The sequence below is a fragment of the Paenibacillus sp. MMS18-CY102 genome, assembly GCF_009789195.1.
In the GTDB taxonomy this organism is placed as follows: Bacteria; Bacillota; Bacilli; order Paenibacillales; family Paenibacillaceae; genus Paenibacillus_T.
The window spans coordinates 14,784-38,715 of record NZ_WSTC01000010.1 but is presented as its reverse complement, the minus strand read 5'-3'; the positions used below and the strand labels follow the sequence as shown (position 1 = coordinate 38,715).

Sequence of the window (23,932 nt, the reverse complement as noted above, 5' to 3'; positions counted from 1 at the left end):
GAGACTGGAAAAATTGAATTTCGAACGTAAAAAAAAGATCACGAAGTATGTTGTATCCACAGCTATGGTAGCTAACACTTTGGCGGCGCCGATTGCGGTATTCGCTGCAGATAATGGCAGCCAGCAAACGAGCGAGGCTCAATCAGCAATTCAAAAATTGGTAGATGCAGGCATCCTGCAAGGTGACCAAAAAGGGGATTTGCAGCCTCTTGAAAAAATGACGCGTGCGCAAGTTGTTTCCTTGCTTGCTAAAGCGTTGAATATCCCAGTCAAAACGGGCCAATCGACCGGATTTTCGGACGTAGGTAAGGATAGCTGGGTGGCTCCTTACTTAAGCGGGCTGAATAGTCTCGGGATTATCGTTGGAGACAATGGTAAGTTCCGTCCGAATGATTTGCTGACTCGTGAGGAACTCGCAGCACTGCTTGTACGTATCACACAAAACAGTATCGTAGGAAAAGGAAACAATCTTGGCATTTCCGATCCGCAAACGGTGAGTGATTGGGCAAAAGGTTATGTTCAAGTTGCACTAGAGCTTAAACTTATTTCGGCTCCAAATGGTGTATTCGCTGGACAAAACAGTGTAACGCGTGAATTAGTTGCAATTGTTGCAAATAAGTTTATTGAAAACCCTGAGTTTAAGGGTTATCAGCAAAACGTTCAGAAGCTAGCTAGCGAAGGCAAAAAGATTTCGAACAGTGATCCTATAGCTTAAAAAAACATGGTCCGCTATCGCGCTGTTTTCATTCAGTGTGGTAGCGGCATTTGTACATACAGGGGAATTGTGTTATGAATGAAGAATATCTGGTTGGTTGCATTATCGTTAAAAATGGTGAGGCATCGGTCGGTCAGGCTATTGCCAGCATACGGGAACATGTTGACGCCATTGTCCTTATGGATACAGGTTCAACGGATGCGACAATATCTATTGCTTCACAAGCAGGGGTTACGATCCACACGATGAAGTGGACAGATGATTTTGCATTAGCACGGAATACGGCCGCATCCAAATGTAATTCGGAATGGATATTGATGATCGATGCGGATGAACAGTTCGAGTGGAATGGGAAGCAATCACTTAAGCAATGGTTACAACAGAACGGTGATACTAAATGTGTAAATAGACTCGATAGCCAGCATATCGAGGTTGAATCGAATGAGCATCAAGCGTCAACGCATGTTGACCGTATATATTGTCCAAGGGAATACCATTATGTTGGACGGATTCATGAACGGCTGATGCCAATCAGTCATCTAACCGACACTCGTATTGTGCAAATTCATGAAGGTGCCTTCTTGCATTACGGCTACTCAAGAAAGTTTAGGCAAGGTAAACATGAACGAAATGTAGGCTTACTTAAAATCTCTTTAATAGAGAACCCGAAAGATGGTCGAATCCATCGATATTTAGCGAATGAATATTATAACGCAGGCAAGTACGAAGAGGCTGTGAAGGAATCAAATCGAGCCCTGCGTGTTCTTCCTGCGCAAGATATATATAGCAAGAGTCAGGCTTATTATTATAAAGTAATGTCTTTCGTGCAGATGGATACGATTGACGCCGCAATTTTAACGGCGGAAGAAGCGATTCGGCAAATGCCAAGTTACGCCGACCCATATGGTATAGCAGCAGAATTGTACTATAGCCAAGGCGACTGGCAGAAAAGTATTGATTTAATTGTCCGATATGAAGCACTCCTCTTGGATAGGAATCTCCTCCCTGTAATGACGATAGACCAGCGCGAATTGATGCAACTGCATTATATAGAATCTTTGATTCGCATCGGACGTATTGAGGAAGCATTGGCTGTAACGGAAAAGCTGCAAGCCAACGATAAAATGCGCAGGGAAATGAGCCGATTATGGCTTCACTTCCGGACTTGGCCATCTTATGATCCCTCACAGATGAAAGGATACGGTAGATCGACTATGACATATGCACTAATTGTAAAGAATCCTTCGCTTAATGCTCAATTGCAGCAATGGATCGAAAATGTTCGGCTTGGTTTTCATGATGAATTGTTGCGGATTGGCATAATCGATGACCAGGCGATGGATGAGAAAGCATTGAATCTATATAAAAATGTCCAATCATTAGGGGTCGATCCGACGGTAGCGACTGTGACACAATGGATGAACGAACATCGATTGGACGCCATTATGCTTGTGGAAGCGAATGAGCAGATTTCGGATTTTGGGCCATTCTTGCATAGGGGCTCAATTGAACTTGAAAATATCAAGGATATTGAGGTACATGTTGAGCGCAGTTCTGAGCGATTAAAATTTCATCGGAGCGAAGCAAGATGGTGGAGCTTCGATCAGTTAGCATTATTGGATAGGAATTCGAAATTCCACGATAATGTGATTGCATCTTCCATAGGAGTCGATGGTTTGTCTGTTGCCGATAAGGGAACGGCCAATTATGCGCGACCGTCGATGACAATTCATCGCCCGATTTTACTGCCGCTGGACAAGCAGGATAGAAGCAGTTCTGGGACTTCTTATAAAGATGCGGTGGCTGCGTTATTGGATGCCTTCGGGTCCCAGTGTTACAAGGAAGCTTTCGCGATTGCGGAGCCAGCCTTGGATCACCCGGATTGGACAGTGATTCGATTCTATCGAATACTGTCCTCCTATAATCTTGGCCTTATGGAAGAAGCGTCTTCCCTTCTGTTTGACGCCTTGGAAGTAGCGAGCGAGGAACGTATGTTTGACTTTATTTACTTATACGGGAAGTTGAGCCAGCATTCAGATATCGCCGAGATGAAGAGTGAAGCCGTAGGCCATTTGAAAGAAACATTAGAACTGCATCCACTATTCCACACTCATTATGTCCGTACAGATGAATCGGATTGGCACGCGACAATTGCGGAATTAGAGTGGCAGCTGCATAGGCAGGAAGACGCAATAAATAGTTGGATGAATGCTCTTCAGCTTTCGAATTATCAGCACCCGTGCGCCTTCCGGTTTGCCCAGGCCGTATATAAAACAGAACTGGAGCAAGGTGGCGGCAAGGAATCGGTGGCCCGCAAAATGCTCGCATCGTTCGATGTTAGCAATCCCGCTGCCAGACGGCAATTGTACAGGTTGTTTATGCACATGCATATGGAAGAATGGGCGGTATTGTTCCAGTATGTTGATGAGGCAGCAATCCCTAGCCTAACCCTAGAGGAACTTCCATTGGTATCGGTTATTTTACCGGTATATAACGATACGCAATATCTATTTAAGTCCATCCATAGCGTGTTAAGCCAGACCTATATCCGATTTGAGCTTATCGTCGTGGATGATGGCTCGGATGGCAAGGTCAAACAACTCATATCGCAATTTCATTATGATTCGCGGGTGAAATATGTCCGATTGAGCACTAATCAAGGGCTGCCAGCAGCGCTTAATAACGGTTTGGATAAGTCTGCTGGCCAGATGCTAGTCTGGACTTCCGCAGACAATATCGCGGCTCCTCAGTGGTTGGAACGCCTCGTAGCCTTCTTGATTGCCGATCCAGAAGCATCTGCAGTTATGTCAGATTATTATCATGTTAATGATGACGGAATTGTTACCGAGACGATGAGATTACAACCCTATCGACTTAACGGTTTATTGAATGCAGGCCCTTCATTCATGTGGAGAAAGGAAGCTATGAATCGGATCGGGGGATTCGATGAATCCTTATTCGGTATTGAGGATCGGGATTTTGTTGTTCGTATCGCGCAGACAGGCACAATCATTCATTTGCCGGAAGCACTTTACTATTACCGTACACACGAGGAAAGCCTTACATCCCGAATCGACAGAGGCGATCTAGGCGGGTGGGAAGAACTGCATGGGCGTATCAAAAGTAAATGGCTGCATTGGAGTTTCGTCTAAAGCAGGGTTAGGAGGAAAGAGATATGGACAAGAAACCTGCATTAGGCAGTTTATTTCATTCGCATTTGCTGAACCAAACTGACGCGGTGCAACAACTCTATCGGCGCGAGCTTCGTGAAAAGGCGAAGTTGAACGATAGTGTAGAAACACTGAGCGGAGAAGTCAGTAACAAAGAACGTGCAGCTGCAGTTGCTCGAAGTAAGGTTGAAGCATTACGTGCAGAGCATTCTCGCATCAATGCTGCTTTAGAAGCGAAGCAGAATAGCAGTAATTTCGAGACAGAATACGCCAACAGACAAGCATATTATTATTCCTATAAACAATGTAAGTCTAAACTTGCTGCGGGCGTGGTTAATCGACTGGAGAATTATAAAGGCGTTATTATTGCACCGGACGGGATTGAAATTCATGAGCCGCGTATTGCTCGTTGGTTAAAAGGGTTAGCTAATAGCGGATACCTCTGTTTTCAATACATGCCGGATATCGAACAGGGCTATGTGAATAAACAGGGCGTCATTCAATATAACAATGAAGTCGATCTGTTGCGCTGGGTGCTGGACCGGCAAATACAGCCTATCATCCTGTGCACCTGGGTATTGCAGAGTGCCTGGTATGAGCTTCTTGGCCAGCCTACAATCTGGTACGATATTTTGGCGCTTGAGGATCTCCGTTTATGGGGACATGATGCAGGAGGAAAACTGAAACATTTGGAATTGTTACGTTCTGCAGCAGTTGTAACGTCAGGCAATGAGCGTTGGTCGGCGATTGCAAAAAAACGAACGATGTTACAGGAAGTTCCTTATGGTGAGGAAGAGGAAGCACTCCCTTCATTATTACTACGATTGGGCGGAGGCGTAAGCATTGACACCTAGCAGCAATAACAAACGCACATCGTATTCTATTGGCACGTCACATGCAGGAATGATAGATGTCTATAATGAGGCGATACAAGAGGTCAGGCATGCATTAGCGGAAACTCAACAAACTTATGAGCAATTAGTTGAAAAGAGCCGTGGGCTTGATGACGAGCTTCTCGTACTGGAGAAGACAGCTCAGGAATTGCGGAGCGCGAATGGATCGCTCCAGCAACAGTTGGCGCAGAATGACCTCTTGTTCGCTCCGGAGTTGGATGCGCGGGCTGCGTACTACCGTACGTTTATTTCGAAGCCTTTGACCGAGCATGCTAAGCGTATAGCAGAACTTTTTCTTAATCGGACATATAAAGGTATCGTCGTATATCCAAATGCGGTTCACTGGGAGCCAGTGCAGCGGCCCCAGCAAATTCTCCTTGAGTTTGCACGGGATGGGTACCTTTGTTTCTTTTGCGACAGCGGAGAATCGTTTGCAATTGAAGAGAAGGAACCCAATCTTTTCGTCGTTACGCAAGAAGAACATCTGCTGCAGGCGCTTCAAACAAGACATGTGCTCGTAATGAACACTTGGCTTATTCAATGTGCTTGGATAGATTGTCTCCCCCATAAAACAATGTGGTATGACGTGCTTGACCGTGTCGATTTCTTGGGCTTATATGATCGAAATATGCTGGCCAAGCATGAAGAAGTTCTCTTGCAAGCAGATATCGTCACGTATTCCGCTCGTCAATTGCGGACGTATGTGGAACAACGTGATGACGCCTTTTATTTGCCTAACGCTTGCCGAGTAGAAGATTTTCGTAGCCCGGTGTATAGCGAGAATAATGCAGTTCCAGAAGATTTGCTCCCAGCAGTTCGGACGGGCCATCGAATCATTGGTTATTTTGGTGCCATCGAAGAATGGTTTGATAAGGATCTGATTATTCGGATTACTAAGGAGCAGCCAGAAATACAAATCGTGTTGATTGGACATTGCAATATTGAAACTTCAGGGTTGCCGGATAGCGTGCATTTATTGGGAGCGAAACCATATCGCGAGTTGAACCGGTATGCTTGTTATTTTGATGCGCTCATTATTCCATTTATCATAAATGATTTGACCAACTGTGTATCGCCTGTAAAGTTTTTTGAATATTGTTCGATTGGCAAGCCGATTATTTCAACAGCAATTGCTGAAGTGAAGCCATTCGCTGGCCCAGGCGTACATGTCGTAAAAGCAGGAGATCGACAAGTTATCCCGGGTTCGTTTTGGACATTGACGAAGGAAGCAAAGCAGCATCTCGCGGCCATTGCGGAGCAGAATCAATGGGAGAGCCGCAAAACGTTTATTGAAAATAAACTCATCAGCAACCCAGAATGGGCTGTAATGTTTGCAAACCGCATGTACGACGGAGCAGTTAGCGTATTTACTGCCACCTTCCTTGATTTCGAGGGCGGAAACTATTTCTCTGGCGGTGCCGAGCGTTATCTCGTTGATTTACATGAAGTATGCAGTGAATTAGGCATTCAGCTTGATATCTATCAATATGGAAACTATAGTTGGTTCCGCAAATATAAAGGGATTGATGTCTATTCGCTTGGCCATCAGCAGTTAGACATGAGCACGTTCACCATGGAACGGTTGATTCAGTTCAACAATCGATATTTGCATGAGGCGGATGGGCGGTCCGGCATTCATTTCTACTCTGCGTTTTTCCAATCGTTCCCTAATGCAGCTCATCCAAGTATTGGGATTAGCCACGGTGTTGCTTGGGATCATCCAAGTTGCCAATTTGAGGACGGACAAACGTTCTGGGCCTCCAATGAACGATATATTTCAACTGCACGATCACTTCAGCAAGTGGTATCGGTAGATACGAACACAGCTAACTGGTTTCAGACTGTCTCATATAATGAGGCTTTAAAAATGAGGACGATTCCGAATTATGTCGATCCCCAAGAGTTTTATCCCGCTCGGGTTCGCAATACGGATAAGATTCGGATCGTCTACCCCCGCAGGCTTTACGAGCCTAGGGGGTTATATTTGACACTGGGTGTGCTCGACTCGATCCTCTCGACTTACGAGAATACCGAGTTCCATTTCGTTGGCAAAGGCAATGACGAAGACATCCAACGCATTCAGGAACATATGGATCGATGGCCAGATCGCGTGTTCTGTTATCATCAGGAACCAGATCGCATGCACGAGGTGTATAAAGAAGCCAATATCGTACTTATTCCTACCCTGCATAGCGAAGGGACAAGCCTATCGTGCCTCGAAGCTTGTGCGACAGGCAATACAATTATCTCGACTCGTGTAGGCGGCTTAACTGATATTATTATTGACCGGTTTAATGGGTTGCTGATTTCGCCAGATCAAGATGAGCTCGAACGAGCGATCATCACCTGCCTTGATGATCCTGCATACGCCGCTGAGCTTGGCCGTAATGCACTTGCGGTATCAAAGGCATTTAATAAAACGGTTTGGAAAGAAAGCTGGAAATCACTTATTCTTCAGGTGATGATGGATAATGCTATCTACTCTGGACCTTATGAAGCTATGGGGACTAGAACGGTTCTGTTCCATATCGGGATGGATGTTGATGCGAAGAAATGGCTGCCAGTTGTCCATCATTATTTAATTAAGGGCTGGGCGGTATTCCTTCAGGGTGAACATAGGCAGCAGCGGCGTGCAAGCTATGGCAGGCTGCAGTGGCTCGATAAGGATGAATTGCTATACTTCGAACCGGACGCTGTGGAAAAGTTTATATAAGCGGGAGAAGAGGGCGCGGTTATGGTAACAATCATTGCGATGGCTATATTTGCCGTTTGGCATATATGGTTAAATATGATGCTGAACCGGGATGTGTTGGGTTCCAAGGTGCTTCATGCTGAGCAAATAGTAGCCGGATTATCAGCGGCATATTTGGTTTATCAAACAGGAATAGTGTTTGCGCCAATTGCCGTTGTTATTATCGTAATTATGAGTATCGCTTATTATGCTTCGGTGCTGCATGCGCGATTTTTTGGCCACACTATTGACTTTGGGCAAGCCAAGCAGCTGTTCCTTGTCCGCAACGCAATTTCCCTCAACCAGCGAATCATTTTCTCGAGTGCGTATCGTCTCATGAGGCGGGAGGACTTGTTGCTGTTGTTCTTTACCGTTGCTGCTTGCGGATTTGCGGGGGAACTATTGCAAAGGCGGTTGGATTCCGCAATGAACTGTTGGATAGCACTCGACATTGTTTTAGTCGCAATGAACGTGATGCTGTTAGCGAACTATAAAAGCATACGGAACGGTCAAGTCAACGACACCCGTTTTGGGCTTCTATTTCATTATGTATTAAAAAGCTATGTTCGCCGGCTGCGCTCCAAACGTACAGCGGAGCTGTACGCGGAAACGCCTTACGAAGCGATGATGGCATCGGCAGTAAAGAAGACTGTAGAAGATGATAAGTGGCGTGGCATTGCAAAAGGAAAGAATGTCATCATGATTCAATTAGAATCGTTTCAACATTTTGTGTTGCATCGAAAGATTGATGGCCAAGAGATTACGCCTTTTCTTAACAAGCTCGCACGTGAAAATATGTCGTTTACGGATATATTTAATCAATATGCGGTTGGGCATACGGCGGATGCGGAGTTTGCAGCACTGCATTCGTTATACCCGCATAAAGATGAGATCATCTATTTTAAGCATTATGATAAGAAGTTTTATGGCCTGCCCCATCTACTGCGTGAGGAAGGTTATGAAACAGCGGCATTTCATGGTTTCAAAGGCGAGTATTATAATCGCCGTAATATGATGCGGGCTCACGGCTTTGAGCAATTCCATGCCGAAGAAGATTATTATGCCGGAGATCGAATTATGCTGGGGCTGTCCGATCGTTCATTTTTTGAGCAAACGGTGTCCAAGATTAAACAGTTGAAGGAACCCTATTTTGCATTTCTTGTTACGCTGACCTCACATTTTCCGTTTGAGCTAGACGCAGAACACTGTGGGTTAAACCATTCGGCCGCCGTGTCGGGACCGCTCATGGATTACTATCAAAGCGTTCATTATACAGACGGTGCGTTGAAACATTTTTTTGAACTGCTGGAACGTGAAAACATGCTCGATAATACAATCATTGCGTTATATGGTGATCATGAGGGAGTAACACTTGAGAATCTTCCTGCCCTATATAAGCTGCTCGACATGCCAACGCAATCGGAGAACAAGCAGTTGAATCGCCTGGAAGTATCGAAAGTGCCATTCGTGATAGTGAATGCTAGCGAACACCAGCATCAGTCATTGACGGTTGGCACGTGCGGCAGTACGGTCGATATCGCGCCTACGATTATGCATTTGCTCGGAATGCCGGCAGACAACATGCCTGCTGCGCTCGGAGAGAGTTTGTTCACAGCCGATAAGGAGCGAATTGTTCCATTTGTTCTGGAAGCGCCTGGTACCTATGTATCGAACCATACGGTCTATGTCGCAAGTTATGGAGCGCAATTCGACAAGGGTTGGCTGTTTCACCGGCCAACGGCTAAGCGGATTGCGATTGCAGGAGCGGGTGAGGATCCGAGAGCTTGGTATCAAGAAGCGCTCGCTGTTGTTCAGAAGTCTGAAGCAACGGTGAAGGGTGACAAAATTACGAGGCGGCCTTCAGCTTCTCAAGATGAGTATGAAGCAGAGAAATGGGAACTTGTTTTGTCGGAAGCGTGGATGAAGGTATGGGATCAAATTGAACAGAATGCAATTGTACTTCCGTTCTCAAACATCGAGGCACAGCACTATATCAACGCTTTTCAGTATGATTTAGAAGGCCTAGAGGAGCTAATGTCAAAGTTCAGAGAGAGTTCGGGAAGAAACGTGAGCTTCTATACTAGTGTAGATTTCCATTCAAATAACAAGCCTATCTATATCGCAAATTCTGAATACCTAGCTACGTTGGATGAAGAGGGCTACAAAAAAATCGCGGTGATTGATGGTGTCACACTGCCAGCATTTTTGGATAGCCTGCCAGAGGATGTACTGCTTGTTGTTTCAGCTAAAGATGATGCGGCTAACCGATTCGAGGGAGAGCTGTTGGACTCCATGCAAGCAAGAGGCTTTGGCAAGTTGAATCGAACTGTAATACGCCATAGCTACATCAACGTTCTTTATAAGAATGGCGGCTTTATATCGTTGTATGAAGACGTGTCGAAGGAACGTATCGAACAAAGCTGGTTTGAGAATGAATCGTTGAGAGGGATTATGCTTCCGGTCGAGCTGAAAGTAATCAGTTCTGGTGCTGAATGCGGCAATGTGTCCGTTATTAAGGTAGGGAAAATATCATGTAGCCCTAACAAGAGAGGGCTAAACATAGCAGTTGTCGATATGGCAACGGGGATTGTGCTTCAGACACATAACGTGGACACCTATGTTACAAATTACATGCAAGGAGCAATATACAAGCTTGAGAAAGAGCAGCAAGGCAGGGAGGATGTTGTTGAGGTATGACGATCATTCAATTGCAAGCCACTGCGCTTGTGCTAAGCAGCGGATTGATTGTTGTTTTATTGTTCCTCTTCCGTGCTCCTGCCACTGTCAGACACACTGGAGAAGTGCTTAGTGAGACAAATATCCAGTCTCAGGAAGTGGAGTTAAATGAAGAAACTCGGCAAGTGATCGATGAGGATATGCCGGTTGTGACTGAATTTCCAAAGACAGAAGAGGAACCTGCAGAAGAGGAGGAAATCCCTCCAGGTTGGGCAGTCGTCTACGAGATGCAGAAGCCTCCTGAGGTAATTGTTTCGAATAGGAAATGGCCTGAGATTTTTAACGGCTTTTGCCATAGTAATGGCATACGAGTCGAACAGGGGAACAGCCTGAATGCTATCGCCGAGCCAACATCCATATGCTTTGATGAAGAGGCGCTCATCCCATCATTACGAAATAGCGGATACGATATCACTGTGTTGCATGGCGAGTCATTGGAACAAATGCTAAAGAATGCCGGCCCATTCTCATTGATTATGATGGCTGTGAAGGATGACGGCTCCCAAGCACTTGACCATGAATGGCAGGAGAAACTCCACTCGGTGGGGATTCGAGCGCTTACACGAGACCATTTGCGCAGAAGCTATGTCAATATTTTGTTCAAAAGAAGCGAGTTTGAATTTATTACGCTATACGAGGAAGTTGCGGACCGGATGATCGAAGTAGATTATCCAGAGTTATCGACATTTAATGGATTTAGGTTGCCCGTTGCGATTTCAATTAGCAGTGCAGGCTTTGATTACGGCAATAAAGCAGAAATTAAAATCGACGGCCGTGATTATGCGGTGAACCGTCGAGGGATGAGCATTGTCATACTGGATCTTATTGGTATGCATGTTGTTCGTTCGGTGGCTGTCGACACGTTCTCCACAGTGTATCTGCCCGAGACAATCTATATGGCTGAGCGAAAGGTGGAAGTAAGCCGTGAGTAGCATGCACAGTATAGAGCGCGAATCGATGTATATTGCCGCAAGCATGAAGATCGACAGAGGCATGAATGAGCACGAGAAGAACGTGTACCGGGCCTATGCCAAAAGTTATTACAGGCGAAATAGAATTAGAATGAAATTGTTCACGGATATGGATGTAAGTCGAAATTGCACTGACGTTTATTTTCATGATCCTACGTTCATCCCGTATTTCAAAATGAACCGACATGAGATATCCGTGATTGAGGGCGTTCAGTTGGCAGATTATTTGAATGGTTTGGCACCAGATTGCTGGGTTTGGATCGCGGTGAAGGACGAAGGAAGCCAGGCGGTTGATGATATGAATGCTGCCCGGTTGGCGAATATAGGAATTACGCAATTAGACCGATCGAAGCTCCGGCATAGTTATGTATGGATTGGACACAAGCAAGAAGATGGAACGTACGAAGTGTTATATGAGCAATGTTCGCCTGAAGCTATAAACGTGAATGAGGAGTGTTTGAAATCCGTTTCTCCTCATACCTTTACGATGACAAGCCAAGGGGCGTTGTCCGGTAACAGCTTGGCTTCAATCGTAATTGATGGCATTGAATATAGTTCGAATCAACGGGGGATCAATATGGTTACATACACTCCCTCGTTGCAATTGCTTGAATCGAACGTAGTTGACAGCTTTGTGACGATGTATTTGCCGAATGCACTTTATCGCGCGGTCCCTCCTATACGCGTTCATCCACATGCATGGGTGGACAGAGCCTCCATTTGTCATGCGGGAGGGGAGTGGGAAGGCATTGCATATACAAACTGCCTCGAGGCGCTGGAGTTCCACTACGTCCACCGGGGACATCGTGTGTTCGAGCTTGATTTCGAACTGACATCCGATGGGGAACTCGTAGCAAGACATGATTGGAGCGAGTTGCTCTATGGGCATCTGAAACAGCAAAGGCCAGAAGGCGTGCAGCCAGGACAGCCAATGACGCATGAACAATTTCGCTCGACGCCAATCCTTGGCCGCTTTACACCACTAACAGCCCATGATGTGATGGCTTTCTTGCACAAATACACCGATGCCTATTTGGTTACGGATACAAAGCATTTCGATATGGAGACTGTTCGTGTTCAGTTTCAAAAATTGGTGCAGTCGACAGAATCGTATGACGATAACGTGCTTTCGCGAATTGTACCGCAGCTTTATAGAGAAGAGATGTACGATGTAGTTGAGCAGGTTCATTCTTTTCCTTCATATATATATACGCTGTATCAAACGGATTCATCTGATGCGGAGGTCGTAGAGTTTGTGCAAGGAAAACCTATTCTTGCTGTTGCCATGACTCCCCAACGATATAACCGTAAACTTGGTGATGCACTCCATCGGAATGGAGTAAGAACGTTCCTGCATACAGTGAATGTGAAGGCTGAGCTAGAAGAGTTAATTGATCTTGGTGCAGATGGTTTCTACACCGACAGGCTTGATTCTTATTCCATTAAGGAGATTGTTCAGAGGAAGCGTGTCGCAACGGAAACGAAGCTATCTGTAATTTACGATCTTCTCAGCCACCGATTTGGCAATGAAGCAATGTTATTAGTGCCTTCGTTGCAATACATACGAGATCCGCTAATGATTGATGCGATGATTATGGCAGTCTCAAATGCAAACGATTTACAAGAGTGGTTAACTAATATGGATCAAATAATCAATATGATATAGTAACTGAAAATCATAAAGCCTAGCCGGATACATCGATCTGAGGATTAGAGGTATCCGGTTTATTTTGTGCCATTCTTAAGGTGTTACGCCTACTTTTATTTGCATTCAACTTTTAGTTGCATTTGCCCGCCCAGTTAGATATAATATTTGATGTTGGTCTGTGACGTTGCGATGATGTGAGAGGTTGCCGACACACCCGGCCCCTTTGCCATGGGGCGTGTGAGACGGGTTTTCTCACGGAGTATGTCCGATAAAAATTGGGCGATAGAAGGAGGGACTTATATGGCAAAGCAAAAGATTCGTATCCGCTTGAAAGCGTACGATCATAGGATTCTTGACCAATCCGCAGAGAAAATCGTTGAAACTGCAAAACGTTCCGGTGCAGGTGTTTCCGGGCCGATTCCGCTTCCTACGGAAAAGCAAATCATCACCGTTCTCCGCGCGGTACACAAGTACAAGGATTCCCGGGAGCAATTCGAAATGCGCACACACAAGCGCTTGATCGACATTGTTAACCCAACGCCGCAAACGGTTGATGCATTGATGCGCTTGGACCTGCCGTCCGGTGTAGATATCGAAATCAAACTGTAAGAACAAAAAGATAGATTAGTAAAGGAAAAGAGGTGTCAACATGAAAGGTATCTTAGGCAAAAAGATCGGCATGACGCAAGTGTTTACGGCTGAAGGTAACGTAGTACCGGTAACGGTCATCGAAGCTGGCCCTAACGTCGTCTTGCAAAAGAAAGACCAAGAGAACGATGGCTACGAAGCAGTTCAACTTGGCTTTGTGGATAAGAAAGAAAAAAATTCGACTAAGCCTGCACAAGGCCACGCGAAGAAAGCCAATACGGCTCCTAAGCGCTACATTCGTGAAATTCGCGGTATCAACCTCGGCGAATATGAAGTTGGCCAAGTAATCAAGGCTGACGTATTCACGGAAGGCGAATTTGTTGACGTAACGGGCGTTTCGAAGGGTAAAGGTTTCCAAGGCGTTATCAAACGTTGGGGACAAAGCACGGGTCCTATGTCGCACGGTTCCCGCTATCACCGTGGACCAGGTTCCATGGGTTCGATCCAAGCGAACCGCGTACCTAAAGGCAAACGCCTTCCAGGGCACATGGGTAACGAAACGATCACGATTCAAAACCTTGAAGTCGTACGCGTCGATGCAGAGCGTAACGTAATCTTGGTTAAAGGTTCGATTCCAGGCCCTAAAAACGCACTCGTTAAAGTCAAATTGACGGTGAAGAAATAATTTTAAAGAAAGGAGGAACTATCTATGCCTAAAGTAGCTCTTTATAACGTGAGTGGCTCGCAAGTCGGCGAAGTCGAACTGGCAGACAACGTATTTGGCATTACACCAAATACTCACGTATTGCACAGTGCTGTGCTTCTGCAACAAGCTGCAGAACGCCGTGGTACGCACAAAACTAAAGGACGTTCTGAAGTTCGCGGCGGCGGCCGCAAGCCTTGGAAACAAAAAGGCACGGGTCGTGCTCGTCAGGGTTCGATTCGCTCCCCACAATGGGTTGGCGGTGGTACGGTATTCGGACCTACACCACGCAGCTATGGCTTCAAACTTCCAAGAAAAGTTCGCCGTCTGGCGATCAAATCGGCTCTGTCCACTAAAGTGATCAGCAACGAAATCGTCGTTCTGGATCAACTGGCACTGGCAGCACCGAAAACGAAGGAATTCGCAGCTATCCTGAATAACCTGAAGGTAGCTCGCAAAGCGCTCGTAGTTACAGCTAACTACGAAGACAACGTAGCGTTGTCGGCGCGCAATATTCCAGGTGTGAAGTTCGTTGCAGCTGAAGGCATTAACGTGCTTGACGTATTGCAATACGATCGACTGATCATCACTAAAGAAGCTGTAGAGAAAGTTCAGGAGGTGCTTGCGTAATGAAGAACCCACGCGATATTATCAAGCGCCCGGTTATTACGGAACGCACCAGCGATTTCATGGCAGCTAAGCGCTATGTCTTCGAAGTTGACATTCGTGCCAACAAAACGGAAATCAAAAGCGCAGTCGAGCAAATCTTCAAAGTGAAGGTCGACAGCGTGAACACGATGCGCGTACCGGCTAAACCGAAGCGTTATGGCCGTCACAACGGATATACTTCCGAATGGAAAAAGGCGATCGTTCAATTGAGCGCCGAAAGCAAAGAACTCGAGTTCTTCGAGTCTGTATAACTTATAACTTCAGGATAGGAGGGAAACCAAGTGCCAATTAAGAAGTATAAACCGACATCTCCGGCACGCCGTGCAATGTCCGTCTCGACGTTCGAAGAGATCACGACAAGCACACCGGAGAAATCGTTGCTTGCGCCACTTTCGAAGAAAGCAGGCCGCAACAACCAAGGTAAAATTACGGTTCGTCACCATGGCGGCGGACACAAACGTAAATACCGGATTATCGACTTCAAACGGAACAAGGATGGTATCGCTGGTCGCGTAGCGACGATCGAGTATGATCCGAACCGTACGTCCAACATTGCGCTCATCAACTACGCTGACGGCGAGAAACGTTACATCATCGCGCCTAAAGGCCTTAAAGTTGGCGACCAAGTAATGTCTGGTACGGGAGCTGATATCAAAGTAGGTAACGCGTTGCCGCTTGAGAACATTCCAGTCGGTACGGTTATCCACAACATCGAGATGAAACCTGGTAAAGGTGGACAACTCGTTCGTGCAGCAGGAACGGAAGCTCAGCTGCTCGGTAAGGAAGAAGATTATGCAGTAATTCGTCTTACGTCCGGCGAAACGCGTCGCATCCTCAAAAAATGCCGCGCTACAATCGGTTCCGTAGGTAACGAAGACCATGAACTCGTGAAAATCGGTAAAGCAGGCCGTAACCGTTGGCTCGGCAAGCGTCCGGAAGTTCGCGGCGTGGTCATGAACCCGAACGATCACCCACACGGTGGTGGCGAAGGGCGCGCTCCAATCGGTCGCAAATCGCCAATGTCCCCATGGGGCAAACCGACGCTCGGTTTCAAAACTCGCAAGAAGAAAAAAGCATCGAGCCAATATATTGTTCGTGGTCGCACGAAATAATAGTTGCTTGATACAATCTGCGTGACGGATTCCCGTCACGCCCACGTTCAGTGAAGGGAGGATCATCCATGGGTCGCAGTTTGAAAAAAGGTCCGTTTATTGACGGCTACCTGCTGAAGAAAGTCGAAGAGCTGAACGAGACGAACAAAAAAGTCGTGATCAAAACTTGGTCCCGGCGCTCGACCATTTTCCCACAATTCATTGGTCACACGTTGGCGGTTTATGACGGTCGCAAACACGTGCCAGTATACGTCACGGAAGATATGGTTGGACACAAGTTCGGTGAGTTCGCACCGACGCGTACGTACAAAGGCCACAGTGACGACGATAAGAAAACGGGTCGCCGTTAATTAACGGTTTGACTCGATGTTACGAGAGGAGGTTCATCCATGGCACAAGCGAAAGCGCACGCTAATTTCGTACGTATCGCACCTCGTAAAGCCCAACTCGTTGTCGATTTGATTCGCGGCAAGAAGGTAGGCGAGGCGATCGCGATTTTGCGTCACACGCCAAAGTCTGCTTCCCCGATTGTGGAGAAGCTTTTGAACTCCGCTATCGCAAATGCGGAGCATAACTACCAACTCGACGTTAACAAGTTGGTAATCGAGCAAGTATTCGTGAACCAAGGACCGACGTTGAAACGCTTCCGTCCACGCGCGATGGGTCGCGCTAGCCGGATTAACAAACGTACGAGCCATATCACTTTGATCGTATCCGAGAAATAAGGAGGGAAAACGTGTGGGTCAAAAGGTAAATCCAGTCGGACTCCGTATCGGTATCATCCGTGACTGGGAATCCAAATGGTTTGCAGGTAAAGATTTCGGCGATCTTCTTATCGAAGACGTGAAAATCCGTGAATACCTGAAAAACAAGCTGAAAGACGCAGCCGTTTCCCGTATCGAGATCGAGCGTGCCGCTAACCGCGTCAACGTAACGATCAACACGGCGAAACCAGGCATGGTTATCGGTAAGGGCGGTTCGGAAGTTGAAAACCTCCGCAACCAACTTGCTAAAATTACGAACGGCAAAAAAGTGCACATTAACATCACGGAAATCAAGCAAGCAGATCTGGACGCTATCCTCGTAGCTGAAAGCATTGCTCAACAGCTTGAGCGCCGGACTTCGTTCCGCCGTGCACTGAAACAAGCGATCCAACGCACGATGCGTTCGGGCGCAAAAGGTATCAAAACGTCGGTTAGCGGACGCCTCGGCGGCGCTGAGATCGCACGTACGGAAGGCTACAGCGAAGGTACGGTTCCGCTTCATACGCTGCGCGCTGATATTGACTACGGCACAGCAGAAGCACACACGACTTACGGCCGCATCGGCGTAAAAGTGTGGATCTATCGCGGTGAAATCCTTCCAGCTGCTAAGAAGAAAGCTGCACAGGAAGGAGGCAACTAACCATGTTGGTACCAAAACGCGTCAAACACCGTAAGCAACAACGCGGTAACATGAGAGGTAGAGCAAAAGGTGGTACGGAAGTCGCTTTCGGCGAATACGGCCTCCAAGCACTTGAGCCTTCATGGATTACGAACCGTCAGATCGAATCTGCACGGATCGCGATGACCCGTTACATCAAACGGGGTGGTAAAGTGTGGATCAAGATCTTCCCGCACAAGCCAATCACGCAAAAGCCGCTTGAAGTACGGATGGGTAGCGGTAAAGGTAACGTTGAGAAATGGGTAGCGGTTGTTAAACCAGGCAAGGTTATGTTCGAGCTTGCAGGTGTACCGGAAGAAATCGCACGTGAAGCAATGCGCCTCGCGGCCCACAAACTCCCTGTTAAAACGAAGTTCGTGAAACGCGAAGAAGTGGGTGGTGAAGCAAATGAAAGCTAGTGAATTTCGCAACCTAACCTCTGCTGAGATTGAACAAAAAGTCGCAGGCTTCAAAGAAGAACTGTTCAACCTTCGTTTCCAACTGGCAACGGGCCAACTGGACAATCCGACTCGCATTCGTGATGTGCGGAAGGAAATAGCTCGTGCCAAAACCGTCTTGCGTGAAAGAGAACTCGGTATCAGTAGTTAATATTCACACTGCGGATAAGCCCTTTTAATGGCTTAAGGAAGGAGGAAGAACATGAGCGAACGCAATGCCCGCAAAGTTCTAATCGGCAAAGTGGTAAGCGATAAAATGGACAAAACGATCGTGGTTGCAATTGAGACTTACAAAAAACATGATCTGTACCATAAACGCATTAAAAGCACGAAGAAGTTCAAAGCACATGACGAGAACAACCAGGCGAAGATCGGCGACGTCGTGAAAATCATGGAGTCTCGTCCGCTTTCCAAAGACAAACGCTTCAGACTCGTAGAAATCGTTGAAGAAGCGATCGTCCTTTAAGTTATTGGACTGAAGTCTAAAGAGCATTTTTCCGAAAGGAGGACGTTGAAATGATTCAACCATTTACGCGTTTGGCTGTCGCTGACAACTCCGGCGCTAAACAATTGATGTGCATTCGGGTGCTTGGTGGCACGGGACGTCGTGTTGGCCACATCGGAGATTTGATCGTCTGCTCCGTAAAACAAGCAACACCAGGCGGCGTTGTCAAAAAAGGCGACGTTGTGAAAGCAGTTATCGTTCGTACGAAACGTTCTGTACGTCGTAAAGACGGATCGTACATCGCATTCGATGAGAACGCTGCGGTAATCGTGAAAGAAGACAAGAGCCCACGTGGCACGCGTATCTTTGGACCAGTTGCTCGTGAACTGCGTGACAAAGACTTCATGAAAATCGTATCGCTCGCACCGGAAGTTATCTAATACCCCACAGGGCGCAGCGCGCTAAGGGTAAATATAAGCAAGACCGATCAAGCAAGCAGGAGGTGTACTCATGCCACGGCTGAAAAAAATTCTCGAATCGCATAACAACAAGCTTCACGTTAAAAAAGACGATAATGTTATCGTTATTAGCGGTAAAGACAAAGGTAAAAAAGGTCGCGTAATCGCAGCTTATCCTCGCGAAAACCGTGTACTGGTCGAAGGCGTTAATATCGTGAAGAAGCACGCTCGTCCGTCCCAAGCGAATCCGCAAGGCGGCATCATCGAGCAAGAAGCTGCGATCCACGTATCGAACGTTATGCACATTGATCCGAAAAGCGGTACTGTAACGCGTATCGGTTACAAAGTGCTCGACAACGGCAAAAAAGTCCGGGTTGCTAAAAAATCCGGCGAAGTGATCGACTAATTGATCCGAGACGGAAAGGAGGTTCACTGAACCATGGCAGTAAGAATGAAAGATCGTTTCCTAAACGAAATTACACCTTCTCTGATGCAGAAGTTTAATTATACGACTGTAATGCAAGTGCCTAAGATCGAGAAGGTCGTCATCAACATGGGTGTCGGCGAGGCAGTAGCAAACTCCAAAGTATTGGACGCAGCTGTTGCAGAACTTCAGCTGATCGCTGGTCAAAAGCCAGTAATCACGCGTGCGAAGAAATCGATCGCAGGCTTCAAACTTCGTGAGAACATGCCAATCGGGGCGAAAGTAACACTGCGCGGCGAGCGTATGTACTACTTCCTCGACAAACTGTTCAACATCACGCTTCCACGCGTACGTGACTTCCGCGGTGTTTCGAACAAAGCGTTCGACGGTCGCGGTAACTACACGCTGGGCCTGAAAGACCAACTCATCTTCCCGGAGATCGAGTATGATAAAGTAGACAAAGTTCGCGGTATGGACATCGTCATCGTTACGACGGCCAAAACGGACGAAGAATCTCGTGAGCTGCTCACCCAACTGGGCATGCCGTTCACGAAGTAATCCACGGGAGGTGTTTACCAAGTGGCAAAAACTTCGATGAAAGTGAAGCAACAGCGCACACCGAAGTTCAAAGTGCGTGCGTACACGCGCTGTGAGCGCTGTGGCCGTCCGCATTCCGTATTGCAAAAGTTTAAAGTTTGCCGGATTTGTTTCCGTGAATTAGCATATAAAGGCCAGATTCCTGGCGTTAAAAAAGCAAGTTGGTAATCAGTTCTTAGTTCGGGAAGGAGGTTCACATAAATGGTTATGTCTGATCCGATCGCAGATATGCTGACACGTATTCGCAACGCGAATGTCGTTCGTCACGAAACCGTGGAAATGCCCGCTTCGAAAGTGAAGAAGCAAATCGCTGAGATTTTGAAACGCGAGGGCTTCATCCGCGATGCAGAATATATCGAAGATAACAAGCAAGGGATCATCCGTGTTTTCCTGAAATACGGATCGAACAACGAACGCGTAATCACAGGCCTGAAGCGCATTAGCAAACCTGGTCTGCGTGTTTACACGAAATCGTCCGAGATTCCTCGCGTATTGGGCGGCTTGGGAATTGCTATTATTTCCACGTCCAAAGGAATTATGACCGATAAAGAAGCTCGTCAAACGAAATCCGGCGGCGAAGTCGTCTGCTACGTTTGGTAATAACTCGTCAAAGATTGGAGGTGTAACAATGTCCCGTATTGGTCGCAAACCGATCGCTGTACCGGCAGGCGTTAACATCAGCCTGAACGACAGCGTCATCACTGTAAAAGGACCTAAAGGCTCCCTGTCCCGTTCGCTGCACAAAGATATGAAGATCAATGTAGCAGAAAACGAGATCGTGGTAGAACGTCCTACTGACAACAAATTGCACCGCTCCCTGCACGGAACGACGCGTAGCGTTATTTCGAACATGGTAAGCGGCGTAACGGATGGTTTTGCAAAAACGCTTGAGCTCGTTGGCGTTGGTTACCGTGCACAAAAGAGCGGCGAGAAAGTCGTTCTTAGCGTAGGGTACTCCCACCCAGTTGAGATCGCTCCGGACAACGGCATCGAATTCGAACTGCCGTCCCAGACGAAAATCATCGTTCGCGGCATCGACAAAGAACTTGTTGGCGCAACGGCGGCAAAAATTCGCTCCGTACGTGAGCCAGAGCCGTATAAAGGCAAAGGCATCAAGTATGAAGGCGAACGCATCCTCCGCAAAGAGGGTAAAGCTGGTAAGAAAAAATAAGCCGCTTAACACCCGGCTTATCTCGATAGCAGCATAAGATAACGGAAAGGAGTGACTACGAATGATTACGAAAGGCGATAAAAACAAAGCCCGTCTTAAGCGTCATCTGCGTGTTCGTAAGAAAATTAACGGAACGACTGCGCGCCCGCGTCTGTCCGTATTCCGTTCTTCGAAACATATGTACGCGCAATTGATCGACGATGTTAACGGCGTAACGATCGCATCGGCATCCACGCTCGACAAAGAGCTTGCTGAAGCAATCGGTAACGGCGGTAACGTTGAAGCGGCTAAAAAAGTTGGCGAAGCAATCGCAACTCGTGCGAAAGCTAAAGGCGTAACTGAGATCGTGTTCGATCGCGGTGGCTATCTGTACCACGGACGTATTCAAGCACTGGCTGATGCAGCTCGCGAAGCAGGGCTCGAATTCTAATAAAATTTTTAACAAGGAGGTAAAACGACTTGCGTGTAGATCCTAATACGTTAGAACTGACTGAAAAAGTTGTTAACATCAACCGCGTATCTAAAGTAGTAAAAGGCGGACGTCGGTTCAGCTTCAGCGCTCTCGTTGTTGTCGGCGACGGCAAAGGCTACGTAGGCGCTGGTATCGGTAAAGCTGCCGAAGTTCCAGACGCGATTCGCAAAGGCATTGAAGATGCGAAGAAAAACCTGGTTCACGTTCCGCTTGTAGGAACGACGATCCCGCATCTTGTAGTCGGTCACTTTGGCGCTGGCGAAGTTCTTCTGAAACCAGCATCCCAAGGTACAGGTGTTATCGCTGGCGGTCCAGTTCGTGCAGTACTCGAGCTGGCTGGTGTAGGCGACATCCTGACAAAATCGCTGGGTTCCTCTAATTCCATGAACATGGTTAATGCAACGCTTGAAGGCCTTTCCCGCCTGAAACGTGCAGAGGACGTGGCGAAGCTTCGCGGTAAAACCGTTCAAGAGCTTCTGGGTTAAGGAGGGAAACACGATGGCGAAATTGCAAATTACGCTTGTTCGCAGTCTGATCGGCCGCAACGAAAAGCAACGTGCTACAGTTGAATCGTTTGGTCTGCGCAAGCTTCACCAATCGGTTGTCCTGAACGACAGTCCGGCTATTCGCGGTATGGTTAACGCAGTTAACCACCTGGTTAAAGTTGAAGAAGTTTAATTTTAACCCCTATAGATTTTAAGGCAAACCATTTAAGGAGGTGCTACGAACGATGAAATTGCATGAGCTCCAACCTGCAGAAGGTTCCCGTAAAGAGCGCAAGCGTATCGGTCGCGGTATCGGTTCCGGTAACGGTAAAACGGCTGGCCGCGGTCACAAAGGGCAAAACGCTCGCTCTGGCGGCGGTGTTCGTCCAGGCTTCGAGGGCGGTCAGAACCCATTGTACCGTCGCGTTCCGAAACGCGGCTTCAACAATCGCTTCCGCAAGGAATATGCGATTGTCAATATTGAAGAATTGAATAGCTTTGCAGCAGGAACAGAAGTAACTCCAGAATTCCTTCTGGAGCAAGGGATCGTCAAAAACCCATTGAGCGGCATTAAAGTATTGGGCAATGGCGAAATCAAGGTTCAACTGACTGTTAAAGCTAGTAAGTTCTCTCAATCTGCGGTAGAGAAAATCCAGGCTGCCGGCGGTAAAACCGAGGTGATCTAATGTTCAAGACGGTGTCCAACATTTGGAGAGTGGAAGACCTTCGCAAGAAGATCCTGTTTACGCTTTTCATCTTGCTGATCTACCGGATCGGTTCGTTTATCCCGGTTCCGAATATTAATACGGATGTGTTCAAGCAAGCTAATACAGGTGCAGACCTGTTTGGCCTCTTGAACACTTTCTCGGGTGGCGCATTGTTCCATTTCTCGATCTTCGCGATCGGGATTATGCCATACATCACTTCCTCTATCATCGTACAGCTTTTGTCGATGGACGTTATTCCGAAGTTTACGGAATGGGCGAAGGAAGGCGAGAATGGCAAAAAGAAACTAGCGCAAATAACTCGATACGGCACGATCATCTTAGGCTTGATTCAAGGCTTTGGTACGGCTGTAGGCTTTAACCGTAGATATGCTTACGAGATGGTCATTGATCCTAAGTTCACTACTTATGCTATGATCGCAATCATCTTGACTGCTGGTACAGCTTTCTTGATGTGGCTCGGCGAGCAAATTACAGAACGTGGTATCGGCAACGGCATCTCGGTTCTGATCTTCGCGGGTATCGTAGCGGCTATGCCGGGACATATTCGTGACATCTATGCATCAGAGTTCGAGAACCCTGGCGATATGCTGTTCTGGAACATCCTGAAGGTAGTGCTTATCGTAGTCGTGGTAATCGCGGTTATCGTGGGCGTTATCTTCGTCCAACAAGGTATCCGTAAAATTCCGGTTCAATATGCTAAACGCGTAGTTGGACGGAAAATGTACGGTGGCCAATCGACTCATATTCCGCTGAAGGTTAACGGCGCAGGCGTTATTCCGGTAATCTTCGCAATCTCGTTGCTCATGTTCCCGATTACGATCGCACAGTTCTGGGCAAATCACGATTGGGCGCAATGGGTCATCAAGAATATGTACTATGACCAACCGCTTGGTATGGTTCTGTACGTTATCTTGATTGTTGGCTTTACCTTCTTCTACACATTTGTTCAAATCAACCCGGTACAAATGGCGGATCAGATGAAAAAGAACGGTGGTTACATCCCGGGCGTTCGCCCTGGCAAACCAACTTCCTCGTACATTACGCGCGTTATGACTCGTCTTACGCTCGCAGGTGCGGTCTTCTTGTCACTTATCTCGCTGCTGCCAGTTGCTTTTGGCAAATTGGCAGGCTTGCCGCAAGGCGTTCAATTAGGCGGTACATCACTTCTGATTATCATCGGTGTTGCACTCGACACGATGAAACAGATCGAGAGCCAATTGATCAAACGCCATTACAAAGGGTTTATCAATAAATAACAGTAGGTTCAAATCGGGCTCCAGGCGTTGGCGACAGCGTCGGACCCGAAGGGACCTATTGTGCTTAAAGTGAGGAACAC

At 47.1% G+C, this 23,932-nt stretch carries 29 protein-coding genes; all 29 read left to right on the top strand.

Annotated features, from left to right (window positions below; genetic code table 11):
* The first annotated feature begins 13 nt into the window (after positions 1-13).
* On the top strand, positions 14-715 hold the full coding sequence (locus GON22_RS09315; RefSeq protein WP_160395832.1) for an S-layer homology domain-containing protein: 702 nt from the start codon (positions 14-16) through the stop codon (positions 713-715).
* Between the two features lie 74 nt (positions 716-789).
* A complete protein-coding gene (locus GON22_RS09310) occupies positions 790-3,867 on the top strand; it encodes a glycosyltransferase family 2 protein (protein ID WP_160395831.1) in 3,078 nt (1,025 codons plus the stop codon).
* Positions 3,868-3,890: 23 nt separating this feature from the next.
* On the top strand, positions 3,891-4,739 hold the full coding sequence (locus GON22_RS09305) for a hypothetical protein (protein ID WP_160395830.1): 849 nt from the start codon (positions 3,891-3,893) through the stop codon (positions 4,737-4,739).
* The gene (locus tag GON22_RS09300; RefSeq protein WP_160395829.1) at positions 4,729-7,491 is read left to right on the top strand and encodes a glycosyltransferase; all 2,763 of its coding nucleotides are present in this window, start codon (positions 4,729-4,731) and stop codon (positions 7,489-7,491) included. Before GON22_RS09305 ends, GON22_RS09300 begins: the two co-directional genes overlap by 11 nt.
* Before the next feature lie 21 nt (positions 7,492-7,512).
* Positions 7,513-10,206, top strand: a complete 2,694-nt coding sequence (locus tag GON22_RS09295) for a sulfatase-like hydrolase/transferase (RefSeq protein WP_160395828.1) — start codon at positions 7,513-7,515, stop codon at positions 10,204-10,206.
* A complete protein-coding gene (locus GON22_RS09290; protein WP_160395827.1) occupies positions 10,203-11,177 on the top strand; it encodes a hypothetical protein in 975 nt (324 codons plus the stop codon). Before GON22_RS09295 ends, GON22_RS09290 begins: the two co-directional genes overlap by 4 nt.
* Before the next feature lies 1 nt (position 11,178).
* Entirely contained in the window at positions 11,179-12,882 is a 1,704-nt protein-coding gene (locus GON22_RS09285) for a glycerophosphodiester phosphodiesterase family protein (RefSeq protein WP_237179091.1), read from the top strand.
* Positions 12,883-13,164: 282 nt separating this feature from the next.
* Entirely contained in the window at positions 13,165-13,473 is a 309-nt protein-coding gene (gene rpsJ, locus GON22_RS09280; RefSeq protein ID WP_006037947.1) for a 30S ribosomal protein S10, read from the top strand.
* Positions 13,474-13,513: 40 nt separating this feature from the next.
* Positions 13,514-14,137, top strand: coding sequence for a 50S ribosomal protein L3 (gene rplC, locus GON22_RS09275; protein ID WP_160395825.1), 624 nt, complete (start codon positions 13,514-13,516; stop codon positions 14,135-14,137).
* A gap of 24 nt (positions 14,138-14,161) precedes the next feature.
* Positions 14,162-14,785, top strand: a complete 624-nt coding sequence (gene rplD / locus GON22_RS09270; protein WP_160395824.1) for a 50S ribosomal protein L4 — start codon at positions 14,162-14,164, stop codon at positions 14,783-14,785.
* Positions 14,785-15,075, top strand: coding sequence for a 50S ribosomal protein L23 (rplW, locus tag GON22_RS09265; RefSeq protein WP_006037944.1), 291 nt, complete (start codon positions 14,785-14,787; stop codon positions 15,073-15,075). The genes rplD and rplW overlap by 1 nt, the downstream gene beginning before the upstream one ends.
* Before the next feature lie 30 nt (positions 15,076-15,105).
* Entirely contained in the window at positions 15,106-15,936 is an 831-nt protein-coding gene (gene rplB, locus GON22_RS09260) for a 50S ribosomal protein L2 (protein WP_160395823.1), read from the top strand.
* 68 nt (positions 15,937-16,004) lie between these two features.
* Entirely contained in the window at positions 16,005-16,286 is a 282-nt protein-coding gene (gene rpsS, locus GON22_RS09255) for a 30S ribosomal protein S19 (protein WP_006037942.1), read from the top strand.
* Positions 16,287-16,325: 39 nt separating this feature from the next.
* Positions 16,326-16,661: a 50S ribosomal protein L22 gene (gene rplV / locus GON22_RS09250; RefSeq protein ID WP_006037941.1), complete on the top strand. Its 336-nt coding sequence runs from the start codon at positions 16,326-16,328 to the stop codon at positions 16,659-16,661.
* A 13-nt stretch (positions 16,662-16,674) separates the two neighbouring features.
* Positions 16,675-17,340: a 30S ribosomal protein S3 gene (gene rpsC, locus GON22_RS09245; protein WP_160395822.1), complete on the top strand. Its 666-nt coding sequence runs from the start codon at positions 16,675-16,677 to the stop codon at positions 17,338-17,340.
* A 2-nt stretch (positions 17,341-17,342) separates the two neighbouring features.
* Positions 17,343-17,777, top strand: coding sequence for a 50S ribosomal protein L16 (gene rplP, locus GON22_RS09240; RefSeq protein WP_160395821.1), 435 nt, complete (start codon positions 17,343-17,345; stop codon positions 17,775-17,777).
* Positions 17,767-17,967: a 50S ribosomal protein L29 gene (gene rpmC, locus GON22_RS09235; RefSeq protein WP_006037938.1), complete on the top strand. Its 201-nt coding sequence runs from the start codon at positions 17,767-17,769 to the stop codon at positions 17,965-17,967. The genes rplP and rpmC overlap by 11 nt, the downstream gene beginning before the upstream one ends.
* A 51-nt stretch (positions 17,968-18,018) precedes the next feature.
* Positions 18,019-18,282: a 30S ribosomal protein S17 gene (rpsQ, locus tag GON22_RS09230; RefSeq protein WP_160395820.1), complete on the top strand. Its 264-nt coding sequence runs from the start codon at positions 18,019-18,021 to the stop codon at positions 18,280-18,282.
* A 50-nt stretch (positions 18,283-18,332) separates the two neighbouring features.
* The gene (rplN, locus tag GON22_RS09225; protein WP_006037936.1) at positions 18,333-18,701 is read left to right on the top strand and encodes a 50S ribosomal protein L14; all 369 of its coding nucleotides are present in this window, start codon (positions 18,333-18,335) and stop codon (positions 18,699-18,701) included.
* Positions 18,702-18,771: 70 nt separating this feature from the next.
* Positions 18,772-19,125 carry a 50S ribosomal protein L24 gene (gene rplX, locus GON22_RS09220; RefSeq protein WP_160395819.1) on the top strand — a complete coding sequence of 118 codons (354 nt, stop codon included), beginning with the start codon at positions 18,772-18,774 and terminating at the stop codon, positions 19,123-19,125.
* 33 nt (positions 19,126-19,158) lie between these two features.
* Positions 19,159-19,701, top strand: coding sequence for a 50S ribosomal protein L5 (gene rplE, locus GON22_RS09215; protein WP_160395818.1), 543 nt, complete (start codon positions 19,159-19,161; stop codon positions 19,699-19,701).
* A gap of 21 nt (positions 19,702-19,722) precedes the next feature.
* A complete protein-coding gene (locus GON22_RS09210; RefSeq protein ID WP_006037933.1) occupies positions 19,723-19,908 on the top strand; it encodes a type Z 30S ribosomal protein S14 in 186 nt (61 codons plus the stop codon).
* 33 nt (positions 19,909-19,941) lie between these two features.
* On the top strand, positions 19,942-20,340 hold the full coding sequence (gene rpsH / locus GON22_RS09205; RefSeq protein WP_160395817.1) for a 30S ribosomal protein S8: 399 nt from the start codon (positions 19,942-19,944) through the stop codon (positions 20,338-20,340).
* Between the two features lie 28 nt (positions 20,341-20,368).
* Positions 20,369-20,911: a 50S ribosomal protein L6 gene (gene rplF / locus GON22_RS09200; RefSeq protein WP_160395816.1), complete on the top strand. Its 543-nt coding sequence runs from the start codon at positions 20,369-20,371 to the stop codon at positions 20,909-20,911.
* Between the two features lie 61 nt (positions 20,912-20,972).
* Positions 20,973-21,341 carry a 50S ribosomal protein L18 gene (gene rplR, locus GON22_RS09195; RefSeq protein ID WP_160395815.1) on the top strand — a complete coding sequence of 123 codons (369 nt, stop codon included), beginning with the start codon at positions 20,973-20,975 and terminating at the stop codon, positions 21,339-21,341.
* A 29-nt stretch (positions 21,342-21,370) separates the two neighbouring features.
* Positions 21,371-21,868 carry a 30S ribosomal protein S5 gene (gene rpsE / locus GON22_RS09190; protein WP_160395814.1) on the top strand — a complete coding sequence of 166 codons (498 nt, stop codon included), beginning with the start codon at positions 21,371-21,373 and terminating at the stop codon, positions 21,866-21,868.
* Between the two features lie 13 nt (positions 21,869-21,881).
* Positions 21,882-22,061, top strand: a complete 180-nt coding sequence (gene rpmD, locus GON22_RS09185) for a 50S ribosomal protein L30 (protein ID WP_006037928.1) — start codon at positions 21,882-21,884, stop codon at positions 22,059-22,061.
* A gap of 52 nt (positions 22,062-22,113) precedes the next feature.
* A complete protein-coding gene (gene rplO, locus GON22_RS09180) occupies positions 22,114-22,554 on the top strand; it encodes a 50S ribosomal protein L15 (RefSeq protein WP_006037927.1) in 441 nt (146 codons plus the stop codon).
* Positions 22,554-23,852 (top strand): preprotein translocase subunit SecY, encoded by a 1,299-nt coding sequence (secY, locus tag GON22_RS09175; protein ID WP_160395813.1) that lies wholly within the window; start codon positions 22,554-22,556, stop codon positions 23,850-23,852. The genes rplO and secY overlap by 1 nt, the downstream gene beginning before the upstream one ends.
* The last annotated feature ends 80 nt before the right edge of the window (positions 23,853-23,932 follow it).